The organism is Rhizobium leguminosarum, from assembly GCF_001679785.1.
GTDB classification, from domain to species: Bacteria; Pseudomonadota; Alphaproteobacteria; order Rhizobiales; family Rhizobiaceae; genus Rhizobium; species Rhizobium leguminosarum_R.
Genome location: NZ_CP016286.1, coordinates 4,314,932 through 4,336,897, shown reverse-complemented (window position 1 = coordinate 4,336,897; position 21,966 = coordinate 4,314,932). Strand labels below are relative to the sequence as shown.

The window sequence follows — 21,966 nt, the reverse complement described above, 5'->3', positions numbered from 1 at the left end:
CGGCGCCAACCAGCCAAGCAAAAGCTCTTGTCTAATATCAGCGACGGCCAGCAAGGATCACCTCTTCGGCGTCTTCGAAGCTCATGTCGAAGACCTTCCTGCAGATGTCGAAGCTGAAGCCGTTGCGGGCAAAAGCCGAAAGTTCTTTCGCCTTTCGCTTTTCGTCAAGTTCGACCCGGCGGAAAGGGCCGAAGGCGCGCTTACGGGCAAAAATCGCTGCAGCATAGAGATCGTCAGCCTCTTCAAGTGCTGCCTCGACCTTGTCGCTGGAGACGCCCTTGGCAGCAAGCTTCTGGGCGATCGCGCGCTTCGATTTACCGCCGCGCACGGCAGAGCGCGTGCTGATCTCCGCATAGGCGCTATCGTCGAGTACCTTGTTATCATAGGCAAATTTGACCGCGAAATCGGCGATGGCCTTGAGTTGCGCCGCGCTGATATCCTCGAATTTCTCCTTCGCCTTGCGGCTGATGGCGTCAAAGAGCTGCTTTTCCGTCATCATCCGCCGCTCGAGGCGATAGATAGCGGAATTGCGCGCCCAGCTCAGCATGCGTGATGTCGGGATATCGGATGGAACGGTCTCGTCGGTCATCGGTGGTGATCAGGCTTCCAGACCCTTGAGGACATTGGCAACGTTGAGGCCGATCTCCCGCACTCCGTAGCCGCCCTCCATGCAGGTGAGCACCGGCAGGCCGGCGGCTGATATCATCGCGCCCATGCGGGTGAAATCGTCGGAGGTGAGGCTGAAGAAGGAGATCGGATCGCGCTCGAAAGTGTCGACGCCGAGCGCCACGACGATCGCCTCGGCGCCGAAGGTCTTGATGCGAGCCAGTGCATCGGCAAGGGCCGAAGACCAAATATCCCAAGGCGTATCTGGCGGCATCGGATAGTTGCGGTTGGCGCCGGCACCCTCCCCCTCGCCTTCCTCGTCGGCATGGCCGAGGAAATAGGGAAAGGCGTGCATGGGATCGCCGTGCAGCGAGGCGGTGAAGACGTCGCCGCGGCGATAGAAGAGATCCTGCGTGCCGTTGCCATGGTGGAAGTCGACATCCAGCACCGCGACTTTCCTGGCACCATGGTCGAGCAGCCGCTGTGCGGCGACGCCCGAATTGTTGATGAAGCAATAGCCGCCGAAGAGATCGATGCCGGCATGGTGGCCGGGCGGGCGGCAGAGCGCGAAGGCGAAGCGATTGCCCTGCGTCAGCCAGTCGGCGCCGCTGACGGCACAGCGCATGGAAGCGATCGCCGCCTCGTAGGAACCCTTGGTGATCGAGGTGTCGGCGGCATTGGCATAGTGGCCGATCGCACCGACGATATTGTCGGGCACGCGCTGGCTGGTGCGGCGAACGGCGAAGGAATTGGCGATCGCCTCGCCGGTGAAACCGGCCGCTACCCAGCGGTCCCAGACGGTGGCGAGAAAATCCAGATAGGCGGGATCATGCACTTTTCGAGCCGTTTCCAACCCGTGCGCATCAGGCGCCACCACGTCGGCAAAGCCCGCCTCCTTGACCGCCGCGAGGATCCATTCGGCGCGAAACGGCGCCTCGAAGGGCGTCACCAGTTGGCCGGCGTGCAGCTCGGTCCTCGCATCGCGCAGCTTGTGATCCTCGGAATAGATGACGCGCATTTCAGATCCTGTCCTTGATTGACAATCGAGATTTACACGGCTCGGCCGCGACAAAAAAGTGGCGCAGCGACCTTGATCGCCTGGAATAATGACGCCACCTTCGCCGGTGTTTTGAGAACGAGGAAATTTTCCGCATGAAAGTGCTGATGGTCGATGTCGACGGCGTGCTCGTTCATGGTCGTCCGACCGATGGCCTGCCTCTCTTCACCTATCTGGAGCGCGATCTCGGGCTGCGTGTCGACCTGCTGCAGCAGGAATTCTTCCAGACGCACTGGGGCGATATCATCATCGGCCGCGAGCCGCTGGAGCCGCGGCTCGCCGGCGTTCTCGCAAAGATCGCGCCCCATCTCAGCGCCGAAGCACTGATCGATTACTGGTTCGAGAACGATTCCCGCCTCGATCTCAATCTGCTGGAAGAACTCGCCGCTCTCAGGCAAAGCGGCATCACTCTCTTGCTGGCGACCAACCAGGAACATAGGCGGGCACGCTACCTTATGGAGCAGATCGGCCTTAAAGCGCATTTCGATGACATCATCTATTCCGCAGCACTTGGGCACAGCAAACCTTCGCCCGATTTCTTCCAGCTGGCGACCGAGCGGGCCGGCGTGCTGCCCGGCGAGATCGCCTTCATCGACGATATGGCGGTGAATATCGAAGCGGCGCGGCAATTCGGCTGGAATGCCGCGCAATGGACGGCGGGCACGACGCTTGGCGGCGCGCTTCCGGTCTTTGCCAGGCCGGCATGAGTGGCGCCGGCGCAATCAGGTAAGCCGCTTGTAGAACAGGGTGGTGGCGCAGAAACCGCCTTCAGGCCACAGCGCATAATCGGGGATGACACCGACGCGCTGCCAGCCCAGGCGCGGATAGATCGCCTCGGCATCGCTGCCGGTTGCCGTGTCGAGCACGAGCAGGGTCTTGCCGTGGCTTGCCGCCTCACGCTCGGCAGCCTCCATCAGCAGCCGGGCAAGCCCCTTGCCGCGGGCCGAGCGGTGTACCAGCAGCTTCTTCAGGTCGCCGCGATGCGGCTGGTTCGGCATCTGCGCGGCACTCACCTGCACCGTGCCGATGATCCTGCCGTCGAGTTCAGCGACCAGCAGCAAGTTGCCGCCGGTGGCGACGGCATCGGCGACATCGCGCCAATAGGGCTCGGCATCTTCAGGTCCATAGGGCTGCATGAAGCCGACGGAGGCGCCGCCCGCGACACAATCGACAAGCACTTCCGATAGAGCCGGAATGGCGGCGCGGGCCCCCTCGGCGGAAAGGGTACGAATAGCGGGCATGCTGTTCTCCTGAAATGAATGGTTCTATCGGCCGCCGCGATCGAGCACGACGCAGTAACGCGCCGGCGCGTTGCCGGGATTGTGGAAGACGTGACCCTCGCCGACCGGCATGAAGAGGCAATCGCCCGGGCGCAGCCGGTAGACGATCTCAGCCGCCGTCATCTCCAGCTCGCCGTCGAACAGCCAGATATGCTGCGTCATGCCATGGGCGCTGGCATGCGGGGGGAAGCTGACGCGGGCGCCAGGGGGGAATTCGACCTCGACGATATCGACATCGGAAGCGGTGCCGGGGGGTGAAACAGAGCGTCTGAGATAACCGGTCTCCGGATCGCGCCAGACCTGCTGTTCCTGCCGACGGGCGAGCGGCGAGGCCTGCCCCTCTTCCGCAAAGAAGGCCGATAGCGACAGGCCGAGCGCGGCGCAGATCCTTGCCAGCAGCGAGGCGGTCGGGCTCGCCTCCGCCCGCTCGATGCGCGAGATCATCGCCCGGCTGACGCCGGAGGCCGCAGCCAGATCATCGAGCGTCAGAGACTTTTCCTGCCGCAGCGTGCGGATGCGGATGCCGATCGCCTGTTCGAGTTCCGGTTCCATTTCCCAGTTCCATTATTCTACTATAAGAGAAATACAGTATCTGATGATGGAATCAAGTGGTTACAAAAAGCGGCCAAACGCGCCTTGCTTTCGCCGCTGCGCCGTCCATATATGGCGGCGTAATCCGAGGAGAGAGTGATGGACGCCAGTACACAGAGCACGGAACTGACAGGAAGCTTCACGGCTGCCGCCTGGGACAGGATCGCGCCGATCATGGCCGAAATCGAGGCGTTGCCGCTGCTGCAGCGGCTTTCGGACGGCACACTGCCGCCTGAGATTTTCCGGCATTACATTCTGCAGGATGCGCTTTACCTCAAGCATTATGCGCGATGCCTTGCGATCGTCGCGGCCAAGGCGCCGGACAATGCGCAGGTCCTGCGCTTCCTCGGCTCGGCGCAGAAGGCGATCACCGTCGAGCAGGGCCTGCATGCCGGCTTCCTCACCCAGTTCGGCATCACCTCCGCCGATGTTACATCCGCCGAGCCCTCGCCTGCCGGCTTTGCCTATACGAACTTCCTGCTCGCTACCGCCTATCACAGCTCCTACGCGGTGGCGCTGTCCTCCATCCTTCCCTGCTTCTGGATCTACTGGCATGTCGGCGAAGCGATCAAGAACCGGCCTGTTATCGAGGGCAATGCCTTCCAGGCCTGGATCAACACCTATGGCGATCCGCAATTTGCCGCCGGAGCCCGCGAGGTGATCGCGCTGACCGACATCGCCGCCCGCGCCGCGTCGCCGGTTGAACGGGCGCAAATGACCGATGTCTTCGTGCGCGCCTCGCAATATGAATGGATGTTCTGGGATTCGGCCTGGCGGCTGGAGACGTGGCCGGTCTGATACGCGCCCGATACAGGACGAAATAGCGTAAACGGCGGGATAATTACCGCTTTGCGGCAGGGGGCGGCGCTGCTATATGGCGCGCATGAGCACCAATTCCACCACTCCGCTGTCCCATATCCGCAACTTTTCGATCGTGGCCCATATCGACCACGGCAAATCGACGCTGGCCGACCGCCTGATCCAGACGACGGGCGGCCTTGCCGAGCGCGAAATGTCCGAGCAGGTGCTCGACAATATGGATATCGAGCGCGAGCGCGGCATCACCATCAAGGCCCAGACCGTGCGCCTGCATTACCAGGCGAACAACGGCGAGAAATACATTCTCAATCTGATCGACACGCCCGGCCATGTCGACTTCGCCTATGAAGTCTCACGGTCGCTGTCGGCGTGCGAGGGCTCTCTGCTCGTCGTCGATGCCAGCCAGGGCGTCGAAGCGCAGACGCTCGCCAACGTCTATCAGGCGATCGACAACAATCACGAGATCGTCACCGTCCTCAACAAGATCGACCTGCCGGCGGCCGAACCCGACCGCATCAAGGAACAGATCGAGGAAGTGATCGGCATCGACGCTTCGGAGGCGGTGCTGATTTCGGCAAAAACCGGCCTCGGCATTCCCGACGTGCTGGAAGCGATCGTCCACCGGCTGCCGGCGCCGAAGAGCCCCGGCGGCGAAAAGGCGCCGCTGAAGGCGCTGCTGGTCGACAGCTGGTACGACGCCTATCTCGGCGTCATGGTTCTGGTCCGCGTCATCGACGGCGTGCTGACCAAGGGCCAGACGGTGCGGATGATGGGCACCGATGCGAAATACCAGGTGGAGCGCGTCGGCGTGCTGACGCCGAAGATGGTCAATATCGACCGCCTCGGCCCCGGCGAGATCGGCTTCATCACGGCCTCGATCAAGGAAGTGGCCGATACCCGCGTCGGCGACACGATCACCGAGGACAAGCGGCCGACAGCCCAGGCGCTGCCGGGCTTTAAGCCGGCGCAGCCGGTGGTGTTCTGCGGCCTCTTCCCGGTCGATGCCGCCGATTTCGAGGATCTGCGCGCCGCCATGGGCAAGCTTCGCCTCAACGACGCCTCCTTCTCCTTCGAAATGGAATCGTCGGCGGCCCTCGGCTTCGGTTTCCGCTGCGGCTTCCTCGGCCTGCTGCATCTCGAAATCATCCAGGAACGGCTGGAGCGCGAGTTCGACCTCGACCTCATCGCCACCGCACCCTCCGTCGTCTACAAGATGTACATGACCGACGGCACGGAGCGCGAGCTGCACAATCCGGCCGATATGCCCGACGTCGTCAAGATCTCGGAAATCCACGAGCCGTGGATCCGCGCGACGATCCTGACGCCCGATGATTATCTCGGCAGCATCCTGAAGCTCTGCCAGGACCGGCGCGGCATCCAGATCGAACTCACCTATGTCGGCACACGCGCGATGCTGACCTACGACCTGCCGCTCAACGAAGTCGTGTTCGATTTCTACGACCGGCTGAAGTCGATCTCGAAGGGTTATGCCTCCTTCGACTACACGCTGACCGACCACCGCGAGGGCAACCTCGTGAAGATGTCGATCCTCGTCAACGGCGAGCCTGTTGACGCGCTGTCGATGATGGTGCACCGGACGGCTGCCGAAAAGCGCGGCCGCGACATGTGCGAGAAGCTCAAGGAGCTGATCCCGAAGCACATGTTCAAGATCCCGATCCAGGCGGCGATCGGCGGCAACGTCATTGCCCGCGAGACGATCTCGGCGCTGCGCAAGGACGTGACCGCGAAATGCTACGGCGGCGATGCCACCCGCAAGCGCAAGCTGCTCGACAAGCAGAAGGCCGGCAAGAAGCGCATGCGCCAGTTCGGCAAGGTAGAGATTCCCCAGGAAGCCTTCATCGCAGCGCTGAAGATGGGCGACGAATAGGCTTTCGCAGAGCTTCGTTTGACGAGGAGACGTAGGTCTCCTTAGATGTTGACAAGCCTCGCTCTTTGTTCGCCGTCATCCTCGGCCTTGTGCCGAGGATCTGCTACATATCAAACGGCTGCAGATGCTCGGGACAGGCCCGAGCATGACGAAAGAGAAGTGGTTAGGCTCCGTCAACAGTTATTTCCGAGGGGGATTCTGCGATGAACGATGAAAGCCGAACGACGGGCAAACCGGGATCGGTGATGGGTGCAAACACTGATTCCAAGATCGAAAAGGACTACAAAGCTCCGACCTTCGATCAAAAAACAAGCGATGATGAGACGTTGCCTCGCGAAGAACGCGAGAGACTTTGGCGAATTGAAAACGCCGAGGCGATCGCGGAGCAAAATGAGTATGTCGCGAAGCATGGCTTGCCATTTGCGAAATACAGGCAGTTTTGACTTACCCCCTGCCCATATACTCCTTCACCAGCCCCTCATACGCGTCCATCGCAGGCAGCGCCTCATAGCTGTACACCGCGCCAGTCTCGGCGAATGACAGCTTCTCGCTCGTCCACGTCTCGATGAAAGGCGTGAACCAGCTGGGGTCGTCGAGCATGGTCGCGCGCAGATTGACGAACCAGTCCATGCCTTCCGGGCGGGTGAACATCCAACTCATGCAATGCGGGCAGAAATAATGCTTCGTGACGCCATGCAGGCCGCCGATGACAGGCTCGCCTTGTGTGACCTCGAAGCCTTCGCTGGGGATGGCCGCACTCAGCGAATAGGCGCTCGCGGTCATTTTCTGGCACCCGGTGCAATGACAGGCCATGGTGAGCAGCGGCGGGGCGCTGATCTTCAACCGCACCCGGCCGCAACGGCAGCCGCCTTCCATGGGTAAATTCAGTTCGCTCATGCTTCCCTCCCGTTTGTCCTCTCATCTAGCGGAATGATCGCTGCTGTCGAGATGGCAGATCATCGCGGAATGGCGGTCTTGCCGGCGTTAGCGGATGCGGGCTGGATTGCCGACTACGGTTGCGCCGGCCGGCACATCCCTGGTCACCACCGCACCGGCGCCGACAATTGCACCGTCGCCGATGGTGATGCCGCCGAGGATGATGGCGCTGCCGCCGATCCAGACATCGCTGCCAATGGTGACCGGCCTGGCGATCTCGATACCTGTGCTGCGCAGTGCCGGATCCTTGTGATGCTCGGCGCAATAGATCTGCACGCCGGGGCCGAACATGCTGCGGTCGCCGATGCTCACCCGGCCGGAATCCAAGATGGTGCAGCCGGCATTGAAATAGACGCGTTCGCCGAGAGTGATATTGATGCCGTAAGAGCAGTGAAACGGCGCCTCGATGAAGATATCGGGCGCGGCCCACGCAAAGAGCGCTTGCAGGGTCGGCGCGACGGCGCCACGCTCATCCGGCGGCAGCGTGTTATGCGCGTGGACGGCTAAGCGCGCCTGCCGGCGCAAGAGATCGAGCTCGTCATCGAGGCAGCAATACCATTCGCCTGCCGCCATCTTGTCGCGTTCGCTGGCCGGCATCGCATCACCCCTCAAGCCGAGACCTGCGACAGCATTTCGACCTCTTCCCGCTCGATCAGGCTGACCCAGGCGCGCGCGATGGCAAGGCCTGCGGCATCGGCGGCACCGGCGTGTCTTGCCGCCAGTTCGGCATGGCCCTCCAGCCAGCCGGGCGCAATGCGCGCGATCGTATCGGGAAATTCGGCCTTCCATTGCTCGACGACCGCAGCATTGGCCTCGAAATGGAACTGGGTGCCATAGACGGCGCGGCCGATGCGGAACGCCTGGTTCTCGGCAACGGGGCTCGAGGCGAGACGGACTGCGCCTTCGGGCAGCGAAAACGTATCGGCATGCCATTCGAAGATGGTGAACTCACCGCCAAGCGCCGACAGCAGCGGATCGGCCCGGCCCTCGGCGGTGACGCCGATCCCGTGCCAGCCGAATTCGCGGGCGATTCCTAAATGATTGTCGGCGCCATAGGCGCGGGCGAGGATCTGGCTGCCGAGGCAGATGCCGAGCACCGCCTTGCCGGCATCACCGAAGCGGCGCGTGAGCCGGACGAGTTCCGGCAGATAGGGGTGGGTTTCGTCATCCAGCGCGCTGTGCTCGCCGCCGAGAACGACCAGCGCGTCATGGCCGGATATATCTTTCGGCAGGACGCCATCCTGCCACACCCGGAACCACTCCATCTCCGCGCCGGCCTCGTCGAGGGCCGCGGCAAGCGCGCCGAGGCCGGTATTCCGCATGTTTTCGATGACTGCGACGCGCATGGGCTCTTCCCGGTATGGCCGACCACGGGAAGAGACCATGACGGAGGACGGCGCGCAAGACGCCAGAACAGGATTCAGGCCTTAGGCCGGTTCGACCCAAAGCCTGAATCCTGTTCTTAATTAAATAGTTATAGCATGATGTCGCCCGAAAACCGCTCACACTTTTCGGCATCATGCTCTAGCGAAGCAATTGCGCCGGCACGCGACAGGCCTTAAATCTGAGCAAACGAAAGGACATCGCTATGACCGAAAAAGCCCGCGTCACGATCCTCTACTGCACCCAATGCAACTGGCTGCTGCGCGCCAGCTGGATGGCGCAGGAACTGCTGCACACATTTTCCGACAGCCTCGGTGAAGTGGCGCTGATCCCCGCCACCGGCGGCAATTTCGAGATCCGCGTCAATGGCGATCTGATCTGGGAGCGCAAGCGCGACGGCGGCTTTCCCGGGCCGAAGGAGCTGAAGCAGCGGGTCCGCGACATCGTCGAGCCCGGCCGCGATCTCGGCCATGTCGACCGCGCCTCGCTCGAAAGCTGATCACGTCGATCAGCGATAGGGCGAGCGGCAGGTCTTGTAGATGCCTTCATAGGTGAGGAAACGGTCGGTCCGCGGATTGTAGGAGCGGTACTCGTTGCTGCACCAGGCGGCATGGCTGTTCATGTCGCGCGCCTTCGGCTGCACTCTGCGCACCGGCGGCGGATCATAGGTCAGCTGCGGCCGGCCGGCAGCCCCCGGCTGGTAGTAAGTCGGCCCGGTCGCGCCGCGTGGACGGTAGTTCGGCTGGACATAGGCGGGGCGATGCCATTGCTGCGGCCCGAAACCGAAGCAGCCGCGAAAATCGCAGAGCGTCGAGCCCGTGTTCAGCGGCGCAACCCCCGGCTTGCCGAGCTTCAGCGAATCAGCCCCGGCGATGGCGGGCGTGAGCATGGCGAGAAGGCCGGCGAGCAGAAGCGTGCGGGGAGCAAGCATGAGGCATTCCTTTCGATATTTCCTTTATATAGGGCGTGACCACCGAAGCGCTATGCCCGCCTCGGGCCACTCCCGCCCATGTGATCGGCTGCTTTCTCGCCACCTGTCAGAAAAACTTCAAAAACCCAGTTGACAGTCAGGGGCCACCCCCTTACATCGCTCTCCGTCGCCCAGATGGCGGAATTGGTAGACGCGCCAGCTTCAGGTGCTGGTACCCGAAAGGGTGTGGAGGTTCGAGTCCTCTTCTGGGCACCATTTCCTTTTGTCCCCCTTGAAATCGTTATTCTTTTAGCATTTCAAGGGGTTGACTGCTCCTCAGTGTCACACAGGAGCGCCACACAATGGTAATGCGGATCTCCCGACCAATGAAGCGCGCTGGCACGAAGAACGAGCAATTTAAGAAGCGCGTCCCTACCGCTCTCCTGCCCATTTTGCGCGGCAAAAAGCTCTCGATTTATCTTCCCGTAACGACCGCACCGGACAGCGCCACCTATATGGTCACGGTCACGCTAGGCGATATGATCACCTTTTCCCTTGGCGCTCCCGCATCGCGACTGGCTAAAGTTCGTCACGCCGCAGCCTTAGGCCATGTCGAAGCATTCCTAGATGCAGCGCAGCGCGGGCCTGAAGATCTTTCCCATATGGATATCACCTCTTTGTTGGGCGAGATCCACAAAGCACTCCTTGCCCAGTATGAGGCCGATCCCCCGGCGCGCCATAAGATTGTCGTGGACGATGGGGTCGAGGAGTGGAGCGAGCTTTCCGAGTGGGAGGACATGATCACCGACGCCGAAGAGGGCATTCGAACGCTGACGCCCAAGGGCAGAGCCGCCGCCGTCGCACGTGTTAGCCGCATCGTCGACCTTGACGCTTTCCTGTCCGCCCGCGCCTTGCTGCTGTCAGAGAAGTCATATCGCGATCTGGTCGAAGGGCTACCGGCGACTTTGAGGCGGGTCGCGGAAACGCTCGCGCAGCGCAGCCACGGAAACTACGCGGCCGACCCTTACGCGGCGCAATACCCGCAATGGAAAGCCAAGACCACCGCCGCGCGGCACTCGACCGACGAGTACGTCAAGACCTTCGACGATCTCTTCGACCGCTGGAAGGCGGCGGACAAGCGCGCTGCTTCTACCATTTCGACATGGCGCGGCTACTTGGCGCGCTTTACGAAGTTCGTAGGGCATGACGATCCGCACCGGGTTGAACGATCCGACGCTTTGCGCTGGAAGGACGCGCTTATAGCTGAAGGCCTTAAGAAGATCTCGACAACCTACCTCGCCGCGCTCAACACGCTCTACCGCTTCGGTCTCAGAGACAGCGAGACGACCGGCATCAACCGCAATCCCTTCGAAGGCGTGAAGGCACCACAGAAGGCCGTGGCAGGAACAAGGCGTCTGCCTTTCACCCGCCCCGAGGTGGCGCTTATACTCAGTGCGGCGCGTAAGGAAACGCTAGCGCACCTCCGGTGGATACCGTGGCTCCAAGCCCAGACAGGCTCGCGTGTCGCAGAGATAGCGCAGCTTTGGGCAACCATGGTCATCACCGATGATGCTGGTAACCCCTGTCTCCATATCACCCCCGCACCGGACGGCGGGTCGCTTAAGAACGAGGGATCAGAGAGGGTCGTACCAATCCACCCGGACCTCATCGCAGATGGCTTCCTTGAGTTTGTAAAGACCCGAGGCAAAGGGCCTTTGTTTTATGGAGGCAGTAAGGGAAAGGCGGCAATCCAGCTGCGAGACGACCAGAAGCACCCTTCGAAGGGTGTCAGTAATCGGGTCGGCACCTGGGTACGCGGATTGGGTATCACCGACAAGCGTAAAGGGCCGACGCATTCGTTCAGGCACTGGTTTAAGTCGGAGCTTCCTAACCTGAATATCTCAAAGTAAGGGGTGCATCGGCCCCAAGAATCTGAGAAACTGCTTTTGCAACAAAGAGTTATCAGATTGAAAGACGGGGTCCGATGCAGACACAGTGTATCCGCGCGCAGCTTGAATTTGAAGGCTTCGACGGCCACAAAGTTGTGGCAGATTTCGACGGCGGAGCGATCACCTCAGATGCCGGCGCCTTGCTCCTTCGCCATGTCGACAGAGCCATCGGCCTGTTCGACCGGGTGGCGGCGTGCTTTGTCGATGGTCGCGATCCGGCTTGCACGGTCCACAGCGTGCGCACGCTGGTTGGCCAGCGCATCGCCGCGATCGCCTTGGGATACGAGGACGTCGATGACCATGACACGCTGCGCCACGATCCCGTTCTTGGGCTTTTGTCGCAGAGCCTGACGCCGAAGCGGCAAGACTGTGCGGTCCTTGCCGGCAAGTCGACGCTGAACCGACTGGAGCATGGGCGCCTCGGGGCGCCGACGCGCTATCACAAGATCGGTTACGACAGGCAAGCGCTGGAAGCCCTGTTTGTCGACCTGTTCCTGGAGGCCCACGACAGGCCGCCTGAGGAAATCGTGCTCGATCTCGATGCCACCGACGATCCGCTGCACGGCCACCAGGAGGGGACATTCTTCCATGGCTATTATGGCTGCCATTGCTATTTGCCACTCTACATCTTCTGTGGCCGCCACCTGCTTTCGGCCAAGCTGCGGCGTTCGAACATTGACGCCAGCGCAGGATCGGTAGCCGAACTCGATCGCATCATCGGGCAGATCCGCCAAAGCTGGCCGAACGTGCGCATCGTCCTGCGTGCCGATTCCGGCTTTGCTCGCGACGAACTGATGGACTGGTGCGAGAGCAATCAGATCGATTATGTCTTTGGCCTGGCGCGCAACTCGCGGCTGGAAGGGCAGATCGCCTCGGCCTTGGAGGAAGCGCGCCTGTCATCCAAGGCAAGCGGCCTGGCAGCCCGCGTCTTTGTCGACTTCATGTGGTCGACGAAAGACAGTTGGACACGCCGCAGGCGGGTCGTCGGAAAGGCCGAATGGACCCTGCTGGGCGCCAATCCGCGCTTCATCGTGACCTCCCTCAAACCGGCGTGCTGGGCGCCACAGGCGCTTTACGAGGATCTCTACTGCGCTCGCGGCGATATGGAAAACCGGATTAAGGAATGCCAGCTCGACCTCTACGCCGACCGCACCAGTGCCCATACCATGCGCGCCAATCAACTGCGGCTCTGGTTCGCCTCGTTTGCCTATGTCCTGATCTGCGCCCTGCGCCGCCTCGGCCTTGTCCATACCCGGCTCGCCGAGGCCACCTGCGGCACCATCAGGCTGAAGCTTTTGAAAATCGGCGCGCAGGTTCGCGTCTCGGTGCGCCGCATCAAAGTGGCGATGACGTCGGCTTGCCCCTATGCCGACGAATTCATCCGGGCACACGCCCGAATATGCGCCGCGGCCCGATGATGCCGCAGGATCGAAACCCCGACCGCCAACAACACAGGATACATCGCACAAACTCCAATCGCCGCACGCCGCGGCGCCCCTGCGCTCGCCTTCAATGCCACGCCCTAAAACCGCAGCCGACTAGCTTCAACTATAGAGCCAAAACTGCCAGGCGGGTAGAGTCGAGGACAGGCGCGGTGACATGAGTCCCGTTTCCTGTCCCCGCTCGTCAAACCGGACGTGCCGATTTCCGGCATCCGGCTTTCCGACTGGCTTCACCGCATAGCTCTCGGAGGTGGCCCGATGTGGACGCGTCGAAGGCGCAGCACACCGCCCTCTCCAAAGACATAGTCATCGGAGAAACGGTGCGACCCGCGCCCTGCCACCTTGTGCCGCCGCGTGAGGAAGTTTCGCACACGCTCGTAAACATGGTTGTCGACCGCCCGATATGCCGGAAGGCGGGAGCCATAACCGAAGTAGGTCGACCAGCCGCGCAAAAGGCGGTTGAGCCGGTTCCGCACGTCGGGCCATGTCCCCATCTCACCGGGCACGAGCAAATCGCTCACCTTTTTCTTGAGCCGCTGGACACTTTTCCGAGATGGGCTTGCGCCCAGATACCAATGACCATCCTTGCGAAAATGCTCGGGGCCAAAGCTATAGCCAAGGAAGTCGAAATGCTCCTGTCGTGCATTCCTCACCGAGGTTTTCGCCTCATTGAGGGTGAGCCCGAGCTTCGCCATAACCAGCCGCGTCCACGACAGAGCCTCTTCCGCATAACCACGGCTGAGGATGACGAAGTCGTCGGCGTAGGAAACGACGTGGGCTTGGAACGCTTCTCCCCGTGCGGTCTGCCGCCAATGCTTCAGGAAACGGTTCATGTAGATGTTGGCCAGCATCGGACTCGCGACACCGCCCTGAGGCGTTCCGCTCGTTGCGTTGCGACCACCACTCATGCGCCGCTTGCCGTCGCCATCCCGTTCTTCAACAGGCGCTTTCAGCCACATCTTGATAAGATGCAGCACATGCCTGTCGACGACCCTGCGGGCCACGGATCGTAGAAGGTCCGCGTGCGGAATCGAGTCGAAATATCCCGACAAATCAGCGTCGACCACATCGGTGTAACCCCGGCATATTAGCCGGTGCACCTCCTTGACCGCCTGACCACCACCCCGATTGGGGCGATAGCCATAGGCGCTATCCTCGAAATCCGCCTCGAAGATCGGTTCAAGCACCAGCTTGGCGGCAGTCTGGACGACACGATCCCGAATAGTCGGAATACCGAGCGGCCTTTCTCCACCTCCAGGCTTTGGTAGCATGACCCGTCGTACCAGTTGGGGCCGATACGTTTTCGAAACGAGTTCCTCGCGCAGTCCCGCCAGCCACTCCTGCGCTCCCGCCGCCTCGATCCGCGCGAACGTCACGCCGTCGACGCCCGGCGAACCAGCATTGGAGCGGGCTAGCCGATAGGCATGGTACAGAATGTCGTCGCGACAGATCTTGTCGTAGAGAGCGTAAAAGCGGAAGGCAGGCTCCGCCTTCGCTTTACGATACAGCTTCCTCTGAAGAGTCCGGATCTTATCAGGCGTTTGCAGGCTCATCGCCAATCACCTCCACCTCATCATCGTCAAAAGCACACCAGAAGTCAGGGGCCTTCCCTCCACCGGCATTACCCGGCCTCAGCAGTAGTATGACCCTGTCCGACTCCCGCTCCAGACCGGCGTGCCAAGCACGCCGTTGAGGCCGCTACCCTCGCCCGGGACGGGTCTCCCCCGATTACCCGCACCACCTTTCCAGCGTGCCGTGCCCACTACCCCGGCGAATCGAGCGGGTGCGCTCGTCGATTTCTTCCCCGCTCGTGCTGCCTTCCCCTAATCTCAGGAGGGTCGGCATCCGCATCTTCACTTTCGAGGCCTGCTCAGGCTTCACACTCGTTACGGCCCACTGGATTGCTCAACCGCCCAAGGCGGCCTTTGTCACGAGGCTTCGGCCCGGCCGGTTACCCTGCCAAGCCGCTCGTCAGCTACCAGACCTATCGACAATTATCTGGGTGGAACCTTCCTCCACTGGTGTTACGCGCCGTCGGGGCGCACTGAGAAAAGCGGGCTAACCGCTCTGGGTGCGACATCCTGTTGGTTAATGCAATTCAAGGCCACTCTACCGAAGGCGATGCGGCCGGATACTATCACTCGGGAACACCCGAGATGCTTAAGGCTATCTCAAAGCTCGACCTCAAAGGGCTGGCCGACAGCGTGCCTAAGGCCGAGCAACTGACAGACGCATAAAGTTGCGACAGCATCACAGAACGCAGCGCGTCATATAGCCGGGCGCGCTGCGGGTTCAGATCGGCGTAGGCTAAGGCGGTTGGCTTTGGCGTGAGCGTTCCGCCGTGTCAGACAATTCTTATTATAATGTCACACTACCCTGAGACCGCCCTTGGCCGCACCAATCGTTCCGACGAAGCTTAGGCCCTCTTGGTCTGCATGTTCTCCCGCACCGCGACTGCTGCGATAGCGCGTAGGGAAATCGTCGCAGACTGCGGCGGTTTGGCCTGCTGCCGGTTTATCGGACACGAGGTTAAGCTAATCCCACCTTTGTTTCAAAGTCATTGGGGCTGAGATAGCCCAGTGTCGAGTGGCGACGCTTCGGGTTGTAGAAGCGCTCGATGTAATCGAACACATCGGCTCTGGCGTCATTCCTCGTGCGATAAACCTTCCGTGCCGTTCTCTCCGTTTTCAGTGAGGAGAAGAAGCTCTCCATTGCAGCGTTGTCCCAGACATTTCCAGAGCGGCTCATCGAGCAGGTGATGCCGTGATCTCCCATGAGGCGCTGGAACTGCTCGCTGGTATATTGGCTGCCCTGGTCGGAGTGATGCAGCAGAGCATCTGGTTTTCCTCGACGCCATATCGCCATGATCAGCGCATCTGTGACGAGTTGGGCTGTCATGTTGGCATTCATCGACCAGCCGACGACACGGCGTGAGAACAGGTCGATGACGGCTGCGACATACAGCCAGCCTTCCGCGGTCCAGATATAGGTGAAGTCAGCCACCCATTTCTGGTTCGGACGGTCTGCTGCGTATTTCGGAAGAACGGGACAGTCGTTTCACTAAATCGCGGACAGTGGTTTCACTAATTCCGGGACAGCATGGTGTGGTCGATTTTCGCCTGCCTGGTTGAAGTCATGAGCGATTGATTTCGCCGTTTTCAGCGCCGGTCAAGTGGGATGGTGTTTTTTGCCGTCGCATGCTGTCGCCTTCAAGGGCAATGCGGTGCGCATTGTGGATGATCCGATCGAGGATTGCGTCTGCGATGGTCGGTTCTCCGATCATGTCATGCCACTGGGCGACAGGAAGCTGCGCGGTGATGAGCGTTGATTTCCGGCGATAGCGTTCCTCGAAGATTTCCAGCAGGTCGAGGCGTTGTTGATCTGTGAGCGTGTGCGTTCCCCAGTCGTCGAGGATCAGCAACTGGACGCGGGCGAGTTTGTCGACCAGGCGTGGAAAGCGGCCGTCAAGCCTGGCAAGGCCCAGATCTTCGAACAGACGCGGCATACGCAGGTAGAGGATGGAATGATCGAGCCGGGCAGCCTGACGGCCGAAGGCGCAGGCGAGCCAGGTTTTTCCCGTGCCGGTCTGGCCGGTGATGATCATATTCTCATGTGCCTTCAACCACGCCCCTTGCGCAAGCGACAGAGTGTTGCGGCGGTCGAGACCACGATGAGCGGCAAAGTCGATGTTCTCGATGCAGGCGTCGGGAAAGCGGAGCTTTGAAGCTGCAAGCCGGTTGGTCAGGCGCTTGTCGGATCGCAGAGCCGTTTCCCGATCGAGCATCAGGCCGAGCCACTCGTCGCGGCTGAGATCGCTGCTGTTGTTCTGAGCGGCAAGTTCGCGATAGGCCGTTGCCATTCCGGCAAGGCCAAGGGCCTGCATCTGATCGAGGGTTGGATGTGTCAGCATGGGTCTTTCCTTTCCTTCACTGGTAATAGGAGCCGCCGCGGATGTTGGTGTGCGGCGGGGTGGGTTTTGCCGGGTCTGTCTGGGGTTTGGTTCGATCGAGACCGGATTTGAGAATGGCGGCGACAGAGGAATAGGTGATGGAGTTGATGACCAGCGCCCGCTCGCACGCCGCTTCCAGGCGATCCGTCTCGTAACGGCGGGCAAGGGACAGAATGCCGAAGGCCGAGCGATATCCTTGTTCGGGATGAGGACGATCGCGCATCATCCGCTCGACCAGAATGGCGGTGTTCACCCCGATCCTTGCCGCCTGGTTCAAAAGCGATGCCGGCGTCGTGTTGGCATAACGCTGGTGGGATTTGGGCATATGCTCGTTGACCGTCACATGCCCGGATCGCTGAGAACGCCTGATATGGCTGGCAATCCGCTTGTGATCGAGAAATACCTCGACCACCCGGTGGGTCAGACGCACATCAACCTGTCGGCCGATCAAGCGGTGCGGCACAGAGTAGAAGGTCTTGTCGACCTCGACATGGTAATCGGGATGGACCTTCGCCGATTTCCATTCCGCATAGTCGAACGGCGTTGCTGGCAGCGGCGCAAGCGCCTTTCTCTCTACCTCCTCGAACAGGTCTCGGCGCGACTTTCCGATGTGGCGCATCGGGCGGTTGTTCAAGTCGTCAAGCAGAACCGAGATCGCGGCATTCAGATCAGCCAGACTGAAGAAGCGTCGGTTTCTGAGGCGAGCCAATATCCAGCGCTCGACGATCAGCACTGCACCTTCGACCTTGGCTTTGTCACGCGGCTTGCGGCTTCTGGTCGGCAGGATGGTCGTATCGTAATGTTCGGCCATAGCAGCGAAGGTGGCGTTGAGCGTCGGCTCGAACCACAGCGCCTTGGCGACGCCTGCCTTCAGGTTGTCGCACACGATCGCCTTCGTGACGCCGCCGAAGAAGCTCAGCGCGCGTTCCTGGCCCTCGATCCAGTCCGGCAGTTTCTGGCTGAAGCTGGCACAGGCGAATGTCAACGACGAGGCGGGAAGCATCGCCACAAAGATTTGTGCCGAATGGATGACGCCGGTCGAAGGGTCGATGATGGGGATGGTGTGGCCGGCATAATCCGTCTGCATCACCGCGCCCGCCTCATGACGGTTGCGGAACGTCGCGTGAGCGCGGCGTTCGAAGACGGCAAAACGGTCGCAAAACCATGTGTAGCCGTAGCCGTCGGGATGGCTCGCCCTGTATTCCTGCCAGAGCAGCGTCAGCGTTACACCCTTGCGCTTCAGCTCGGCGGAAACGGACCGCCAATCCGGCTCGACCAAGTCCTGTGGCGGCCGGCCAACGCGCCGGAAAAGATGTCGCTCCAGCGCGGCATCATCGTCCAGGCCCGCAGGCAACGGCCAGACCGAAAGTCCGGTCTCCCTCGCTCGCAACAGATACGTCGCCACAGAGGTTTTGCTGATCTTCAGGCGTTCCGAAACGGCGCGAACCGAAAGGCCCTGCTCGTGCGTCAGTCGCAGTATCGATCGAATGTCTTTCACTGTCGTTCGTCTCGCTTGCTTCCGTCTTGGCATGGCCCCTCTCAACCGATGATGAGGAGGCAATCTGCCAGAACGGCGCTTGCGAAAATCGACCTTAAATCCACGTCCGAGACTGTCCCGGAATTAGCGGAATCGCTGTCCCGTATTTACTGAAATCGCTGTCCGCGAATTACCGGAATCGCTGTCCCGAAATTAGTGAAACACGCAGGTCTGCCACGAACTGGCGGTCCAGCACGTTAGGCATGATGACGGCACGGTCACCGGCATCCTTTGGCAAGCCACGCCGCCTCGGTCTTGCCCTGAGCGCATTCAAGCGCATCAGCCGCTCAATACGATGGAGGCCACAGGATAACCCTTCCTCCAGCACATCGTGCCAGACCCGTCGGGCACCATAGGTGCGGTCGCTGGACTGGAAACTCTGCTTGATCCTTTCCAGCAGGACCTCGTCATGGCGTGCATGTTCGCTCGGAGAACGATTGAACCAGGCGTGGAAACCTGAACGAGAAACTCCCAGCGCTTCACAGAGCCATGCCACCGGCCAGATCGAGCGGTGCTTTGCAACGAACGCGAACTTCATATCGCGTCCCTGGCAAAGTAGGCTGCGGCCTTTTTTAGGATATCGCGCTCTGCCTTCAGCTTTGCGACTTCACGACGGAGCCGCTCGATCTCAAGCTGCTCCGGCTTCATTTGCCCTTTTCCAGGAAAGGATTGGCTGGGATCGTCGCCGTATTCCCGAACCCATTTGCGCAACACATTCTCGTGGACATCAAGATCACGGGCAGCCTGCGCAACGGCAACCCCACGCTCCCTGACCAGCTTCACCGCCTCAAGCTTGTACTCGCGGCTGAATATTCGTCTTTGCATTCATGCTCTCCGGTTTCAGGAGGAACACCTTAACCTCGTGTCCATGAAACCGGCAGCAGGCCACCCCTCACGCTTCGGCCATACGACTCCTACAGCGCGTCCTTGGGTCTCACGGCTACCCACGCCCCAGCGCAAGCCTAACGCCTCTCAGCGACTCACCGTCTGCACGGCAGCGCCTATCCAGTGCTCACGCACACTGTCCAGCCTAAGGCCCAGCTTGCGGCCAGCCTAAGGAACACCATGTACAAGAGACGTACCCTCAACCCCTTCGATCGCTACCGCATTGTGGCGGATCATCCGACCTACCTTGTCAGGGCTGACGGCTACCTTATTCGACTTCCTGAGATCGTCCCCGAGCGGGACTTAAAGCAAGCCCGAGGCGCGGCCCCCGGCACCTTCGCCCTGCGCAAGATCACCAAGAGGGCCCCGCTCCGCATCCTCCACATTGCCTATAGCTCGACCACGCCAAAGCGGAAGCACCCGCTATGCGCCCTGGCCAAGGATGGCGTAAGGACCACGTACCGCGCGGCCTCTATCATCGCGGCGGCGTGGCTCGATCCTGCTCCTTCGCCTTCGCATGTCCTCGCCTATGCAGACGGAGACGTGACCAATCTCGACCCCAGCAACCTCAGTTGGAAAGCGCTTGTTCTCGACCCGTCGCGGGCCACGATCTACACCACGCACGAGCGACAGCAGCGGCGGGAGGCTGCGCTTGTCAGGATGGGCCAGCGGCCTAAGACAGCAGAGCGCAACGCAATGCTTATCGCTTTGCATAAGGACGGACTAACGGACGCTGCAATATCTGCACGCACCGGCATACCGCCGTCTACCGTCGCCCGCGCCATCTCCCCAGCGCGAGAGCACAGACGGAATCACAAAGGCGCAGCACTAGACCTTTCGCACGTCCTCAGACTCCACGCCAAGGGGACGAAACAGGCCGACATTGCGAGGCGGCTGCAAGTAAGCGCGGCGCTGATCAGCGGCGTAATCGCCAAGGCAAGGCGGCAGGGTCTCATTAACCTGGCGCTGGCTGAGCCTGAGGCGTGCGACTTCAGGTTTCCGTGGTCCCGAGAGCAGCGGCGATAATCTCCTAGCGGTAAAATTCTGCCGAAAATTAGGGAGGGGATATGATGGAACGAAGCGCGCAGATCACCCCCATGCCCCGCCAATTCGCGGCCTATTGATGGCATTGATGGCAATCGCGGCGGCATCGTCGCCCGTGCTCCCGCCCTGCATCATTCTCGGCACGCGCGCCCACGCTCAGCGTTAGGCATTCAGCTTGCCCACGGCTGGCCTTGTGCGGTCCTTCTGCTGTTACTGGACATTCCGGCAGACAGAGACCCGAGGCCAGCCATGGGCGCACTGTGGCCAGCGATAGGCCCGCGCTCTGCGCTCATGCTCTACAGGCCGTAGCGCTGATGCCCCGCATTGAGATGACACAGCCCCGCCAGCCTCAGCCCTTCACGCTGCGCCGCATGGTCTCGGCACGCTGGCGGGCGCTTGCCCTATGCCCTCCATATGAAGGCCGTGGGTCTACGCATCTATCGCTGAGCACTGCCTGTCACTAGGGCAGCATCGTGTGACAGAGCGCAGATGAGAAAGCTGAACCTGTCACATGGATAGGGATTGACTTTTGACACTCGCACTGTCACAACACCCTTGATGCAAGTGACAGTCGCTTGCCAATGGGGACACCTTCACTCATGACCGCCACCATCATCGGATACGCCCGCACCTCTACAGTTGACCAGAAGGCGGGCTTCGACGCCCAGCTTCGCGACCTCAAAGAGCACGGCTGCACTAAGACCTTCGCAGAGCAAGTCTCATCGGTTGCCGAGCGCGCCGAGCTTGAACGCTGCCTTGACTACGTTCGCGAGGGCGACACGCTTGTTGTGACCAAGCTGGACCGCCTCGCTCGCTCTATGCACGACCTCATGTCAATCATTGATCGGCTCGACAAGAAGGGCGTATCTCTCCGCATCCTCGCCATGAACCTCGACACTGGCACGCCCACGGGCAAGCTCATGCTGAGCGTGCTGGGCGCTGTCGCTCAGTTCGAACGCGAGATGATGCTTGAACGCCAGCGCGAGGGCGTGGCCAAGGCCAAGGCCGAAGGCAAGTACACGGGACGCCAGCCGACTGCCCAGCGCCAGAGCGAGGAGGTGCTAAAGCTGAAGGCCTCAGGCAAGACCATGGCCGAGATCATAGCCGTCCTCGACATCAGCGAAAGCAGCTATTGGCGCATCCTTCGCGCTTCGAAGAAGGAGCAAGCGGCAGCATAGGGCCAGCCAAGCTACCTGCAATTCTAAAGCTGCTCATGGGAAACCATTGGGCGGCTTTGCTGTATGCATCCAATGCAAGGCTTTCGAATAAGCCATGCGTATATGTGCGCCCTCCTCTGTTTGCGTTTACTGGCTCACATTGGATGCAGTGCGCAATCCGTTCCGATAAAGCACGCTGATCGCGCGCCCCTTTAAGCTCGCATCATGCCGAGCCGGTAGATATCCAAGCGCTAGACCGAACCCGGCTGAAGATGATAGGCCAGCAAATAGGCAGCTCAAGGACTGCAAATCGGGGAATTTAGATGCCTTTCCGCCCTGACGGAACAACGTTGCGAACACTGAGCACGACGCTGCCGGTGGAATATGTTCGCATTGTTCTGAGCCAAGTACTGGACTGTGATAGATCGCTTGGTGATGCTCAGGTGCGGGTTTGCCTTAATGGCGAGATCCACCCTCCCCACTACAGAATTGACGCTGTGATGGATCTGGAGACAGGCGAGACAACCGGTTGG

At 60.9% G+C, this 21,966-nt stretch carries 19 protein-coding genes, 1 tRNA gene and 4 pseudogenes; 10 read left to right on the top strand and 14 right to left on the bottom strand.

Annotated features, from left to right (window positions below; all coding sequences use genetic code 11):
• Nucleotides 1-37 precede the first annotated feature (37 nt).
• Together recX and BA011_RS21055 are read right to left on the bottom strand one after the other, a co-directional pair.
• A complete protein-coding gene (gene recX, locus BA011_RS21060; protein WP_065281865.1) occupies nucleotides 38-589 on the bottom strand; it encodes a recombination regulator RecX in 552 nt (183 codons plus the stop codon).
• A 9-nt stretch (nucleotides 590-598) separates the two neighbouring features.
• Nucleotides 599-1,624: a histone deacetylase family protein gene (locus tag BA011_RS21055; RefSeq protein WP_065281864.1), complete on the bottom strand. Its 1,026-nt coding sequence runs from the start codon at nucleotides 1,622-1,624 to the stop codon at nucleotides 599-601.
• Nucleotides 1,625-1,758: 134 nt separating this feature from the next.
• On the opposite strand from BA011_RS21055, the gene BA011_RS21050 reads away from it, so the two are divergent.
• Nucleotides 1,759-2,370, top strand: a complete 612-nt coding sequence (locus BA011_RS21050) for an HAD family hydrolase (protein ID WP_065281863.1) — start codon at nucleotides 1,759-1,761, stop codon at nucleotides 2,368-2,370.
• 15 nt (nucleotides 2,371-2,385) lie between these two features.
• Here BA011_RS21050 and BA011_RS21045 read toward each other — a convergent pair whose 3' ends face one another.
• Both BA011_RS21045 and BA011_RS21040 read right to left on the bottom strand, forming a co-directional pair.
• On the bottom strand, nucleotides 2,386-2,904 hold the full coding sequence (locus BA011_RS21045) for a GNAT family N-acetyltransferase (RefSeq protein ID WP_065281862.1): 519 nt from the start codon (nucleotides 2,902-2,904) through the stop codon (nucleotides 2,386-2,388).
• A gap of 24 nt (nucleotides 2,905-2,928) precedes the next feature.
• Complete coding sequence (locus tag BA011_RS21040; RefSeq protein ID WP_065281861.1) at nucleotides 2,929-3,495, bottom strand: helix-turn-helix domain-containing protein; 567 nt, start codon at nucleotides 3,493-3,495, stop codon at nucleotides 2,929-2,931.
• Nucleotides 3,496-3,633: 138 nt separating this feature from the next.
• Between BA011_RS21040 and tenA the strand changes: the two genes are divergently transcribed.
• From tenA to BA011_RS21025, 3 genes are all read left to right on the top strand, one after another.
• Complete coding sequence (gene tenA, locus BA011_RS21035; protein WP_026265542.1) at nucleotides 3,634-4,332, top strand: thiaminase II; 699 nt, start codon at nucleotides 3,634-3,636, stop codon at nucleotides 4,330-4,332.
• A gap of 76 nt (nucleotides 4,333-4,408) precedes the next feature.
• Complete coding sequence (gene lepA, locus BA011_RS21030; RefSeq protein WP_065281860.1) at nucleotides 4,409-6,241, top strand: translation elongation factor 4; 1,833 nt, start codon at nucleotides 4,409-4,411, stop codon at nucleotides 6,239-6,241.
• 203 nt (nucleotides 6,242-6,444) lie between these two features.
• Complete coding sequence (locus BA011_RS21025) at nucleotides 6,445-6,684, top strand: type II toxin-antitoxin system CcdA family antitoxin (protein WP_237352499.1); 240 nt, start codon at nucleotides 6,445-6,447, stop codon at nucleotides 6,682-6,684.
• A gap of 1 nt (nucleotide 6,685) precedes the next feature.
• Here the strand turns inward: BA011_RS21025 and BA011_RS21020 are convergent, their stop codons facing one another.
• From BA011_RS21020 to BA011_RS21010, 4 genes and pseudogenes are all read right to left on the bottom strand, one after another.
• Nucleotides 6,686-7,138: a GFA family protein gene (locus tag BA011_RS21020; protein WP_065281859.1), complete on the bottom strand. Its 453-nt coding sequence runs from the start codon at nucleotides 7,136-7,138 to the stop codon at nucleotides 6,686-6,688.
• Between the two features lie 93 nt (nucleotides 7,139-7,231).
• Nucleotides 7,232-7,375 (bottom strand): annotated as a pseudogene (locus BA011_RS46560) (DapH/DapD/GlmU-related protein); the annotation flags it as partial.
• 294 nt (nucleotides 7,376-7,669) lie between these two features.
• A pseudogene (locus tag BA011_RS46555) lies at nucleotides 7,670-7,750 on the bottom strand (maltose acetyltransferase domain-containing protein); the annotation flags it as partial.
• A 35-nt stretch (nucleotides 7,751-7,785) separates the two neighbouring features.
• On the bottom strand, nucleotides 7,786-8,562 hold the full coding sequence (locus BA011_RS21010; RefSeq protein WP_186806474.1) for a type 1 glutamine amidotransferase: 777 nt from the start codon (nucleotides 8,560-8,562) through the stop codon (nucleotides 7,786-7,788).
• A 203-nt stretch (nucleotides 8,563-8,765) separates the two neighbouring features.
• Between BA011_RS21010 and BA011_RS21005 the strand changes: the two genes are divergently transcribed.
• A complete protein-coding gene (locus BA011_RS21005) occupies nucleotides 8,766-9,059 on the top strand; it encodes a SelT/SelW/SelH family protein (protein WP_003544579.1) in 294 nt (97 codons plus the stop codon).
• A 9-nt stretch (nucleotides 9,060-9,068) separates the two neighbouring features.
• On the opposite strand, the gene BA011_RS21000 is transcribed toward BA011_RS21005, so the two are convergent.
• Complete coding sequence (locus tag BA011_RS21000) at nucleotides 9,069-9,491, bottom strand: BA14K family protein (RefSeq protein WP_065281856.1); 423 nt, start codon at nucleotides 9,489-9,491, stop codon at nucleotides 9,069-9,071.
• A gap of 168 nt (nucleotides 9,492-9,659) precedes the next feature.
• On the opposite strand from BA011_RS21000, the gene BA011_RS20995 reads away from it, so the two are divergent.
• From BA011_RS20995 to BA011_RS20985, 3 genes are all read left to right on the top strand, one after another.
• Nucleotides 9,660-9,746: transfer RNA gene (locus tag BA011_RS20995), tRNA-Leu, on the top strand.
• A gap of 86 nt (nucleotides 9,747-9,832) precedes the next feature.
• On the top strand, nucleotides 9,833-11,380 hold the full coding sequence (locus BA011_RS20990; protein ID WP_065281855.1) for a hypothetical protein: 1,548 nt from the start codon (nucleotides 9,833-9,835) through the stop codon (nucleotides 11,378-11,380).
• A 74-nt stretch (nucleotides 11,381-11,454) separates the two neighbouring features.
• On the top strand, nucleotides 11,455-12,837 hold the full coding sequence (locus tag BA011_RS20985; RefSeq protein ID WP_065281854.1) for an IS1380 family transposase: 1,383 nt from the start codon (nucleotides 11,455-11,457) through the stop codon (nucleotides 12,835-12,837).
• 254 nt (nucleotides 12,838-13,091) lie between these two features.
• On the opposite strand, the gene ltrA is transcribed toward BA011_RS20985, so the two are convergent.
• The 5 genes and pseudogenes from ltrA to BA011_RS41880 form a co-directional block, all read right to left on the bottom strand.
• Nucleotides 13,092-14,414, bottom strand: a complete 1,323-nt coding sequence (gene ltrA, locus BA011_RS20980; RefSeq protein WP_186806473.1) for a group II intron reverse transcriptase/maturase — start codon at nucleotides 14,412-14,414, stop codon at nucleotides 13,092-13,094.
• Nucleotides 14,415-15,390: 976 nt separating this feature from the next.
• A pseudogene (locus BA011_RS20975) lies at nucleotides 15,391-15,894 on the bottom strand (IS3-like element ISAtu4 family transposase); the annotation flags it as partial.
• Between the two features lie 100 nt (nucleotides 15,895-15,994).
• Nucleotides 15,995-16,771, bottom strand: a complete 777-nt coding sequence (gene istB, locus BA011_RS20970; protein ID WP_065279981.1) for an IS21-like element helper ATPase IstB — start codon at nucleotides 16,769-16,771, stop codon at nucleotides 15,995-15,997.
• A 16-nt stretch (nucleotides 16,772-16,787) separates the two neighbouring features.
• The gene (istA, locus tag BA011_RS20965; protein ID WP_065279982.1) at nucleotides 16,788-18,341 is read right to left on the bottom strand and encodes an IS21 family transposase; all 1,554 of its coding nucleotides are present in this window, start codon (nucleotides 18,339-18,341) and stop codon (nucleotides 16,788-16,790) included.
• 175 nt (nucleotides 18,342-18,516) lie between these two features.
• Nucleotides 18,517-19,172: pseudogene (locus BA011_RS41880) on the bottom strand (IS3 family transposase); the annotation flags it as partial.
• A gap of 240 nt (nucleotides 19,173-19,412) precedes the next feature.
• Here BA011_RS41880 and BA011_RS20950 point away from each other — a divergent pair.
• Both BA011_RS20950 and BA011_RS20945 read left to right on the top strand, forming a co-directional pair.
• Complete coding sequence (locus BA011_RS20950; RefSeq protein WP_065281853.1) at nucleotides 19,413-20,258, top strand: hypothetical protein; 846 nt, start codon at nucleotides 19,413-19,415, stop codon at nucleotides 20,256-20,258.
• A gap of 617 nt (nucleotides 20,259-20,875) precedes the next feature.
• Nucleotides 20,876-21,454 (top strand): recombinase family protein, encoded by a 579-nt coding sequence (locus BA011_RS20945; RefSeq protein ID WP_065281852.1) that lies wholly within the window; start codon nucleotides 20,876-20,878, stop codon nucleotides 21,452-21,454.
• Nucleotides 21,455-21,966: the final 512 nt, after the last annotated feature.

What these genes read in the sequence shown, in the direction of transcription:
- BA011_RS21005 (WP_003544579.1), top strand. Translation starts at nt 8,766, where the DNA reads ATGACCGAAAAAGCCCGCGTCACGATCCTCTACTGCACCCAATGCAAC.
- istA (WP_065279982.1), bottom strand. Translation starts at nt 18,341, where the DNA reads ATGCCAAGACGGAAGCAAGCGAGACGAACGACAGTGAAAGACATTCGA.
- BA011_RS21040 (WP_065281861.1), bottom strand. Translation starts at nt 3,495, where the DNA reads ATGGAACCGGAACTCGAACAGGCGATCGGCATCCGCATCCGCACGCTG.
- BA011_RS21025 (WP_237352499.1), top strand. Translation starts at nt 6,445, where the DNA reads ATGAACGATGAAAGCCGAACGACGGGCAAACCGGGATCGGTGATGGGT.
- BA011_RS20950 (WP_065281853.1), top strand. Translation starts at nt 19,413, where the DNA reads ATGTACAAGAGACGTACCCTCAACCCCTTCGATCGCTACCGCATTGTG.
- BA011_RS20990 (WP_065281855.1), top strand. Translation starts at nt 9,833, where the DNA reads ATGGTAATGCGGATCTCCCGACCAATGAAGCGCGCTGGCACGAAGAAC.
- BA011_RS20945 (WP_065281852.1), top strand. Translation starts at nt 20,876, where the DNA reads ATGACCGCCACCATCATCGGATACGCCCGCACCTCTACAGTTGACCAG.
- istB (WP_065279981.1), bottom strand. Translation starts at nt 16,771, where the DNA reads ATGCTGACACATCCAACCCTCGATCAGATGCAGGCCCTTGGCCTTGCC.
- tenA (WP_026265542.1), top strand. Translation starts at nt 3,634, where the DNA reads ATGGACGCCAGTACACAGAGCACGGAACTGACAGGAAGCTTCACGGCT.
- BA011_RS21045 (WP_065281862.1), bottom strand. Translation starts at nt 2,904, where the DNA reads ATGCCCGCTATTCGTACCCTTTCCGCCGAGGGGGCCCGCGCCGCCATT.
- BA011_RS21010 (WP_186806474.1), bottom strand. Translation starts at nt 8,562, where the DNA reads ATGGTCTCTTCCCGTGGTCGGCCATACCGGGAAGAGCCCATGCGCGTC.
- BA011_RS21020 (WP_065281859.1), bottom strand. Translation starts at nt 7,138, where the DNA reads ATGAGCGAACTGAATTTACCCATGGAAGGCGGCTGCCGTTGCGGCCGG.
- BA011_RS21000 (WP_065281856.1), bottom strand. Translation starts at nt 9,491, where the DNA reads ATGCTTGCTCCCCGCACGCTTCTGCTCGCCGGCCTTCTCGCCATGCTC.
- recX (WP_065281865.1), bottom strand. Translation starts at nt 589, where the DNA reads ATGACCGACGAGACCGTTCCATCCGATATCCCGACATCACGCATGCTG.
- lepA (WP_065281860.1), top strand. Translation starts at nt 4,409, where the DNA reads ATGGCGCGCATGAGCACCAATTCCACCACTCCGCTGTCCCATATCCGC.
- BA011_RS21055 (WP_065281864.1), bottom strand. Translation starts at nt 1,624, where the DNA reads ATGCGCGTCATCTATTCCGAGGATCACAAGCTGCGCGATGCGAGGACC.
- ltrA (WP_186806473.1), bottom strand. Translation starts at nt 14,414, where the DNA reads ATGAGCCTGCAAACGCCTGATAAGATCCGGACTCTTCAGAGGAAGCTG.
- BA011_RS20985 (WP_065281854.1), top strand. Translation starts at nt 11,455, where the DNA reads ATGCAGACACAGTGTATCCGCGCGCAGCTTGAATTTGAAGGCTTCGAC.
- BA011_RS21050 (WP_065281863.1), top strand. Translation starts at nt 1,759, where the DNA reads ATGAAAGTGCTGATGGTCGATGTCGACGGCGTGCTCGTTCATGGTCGT.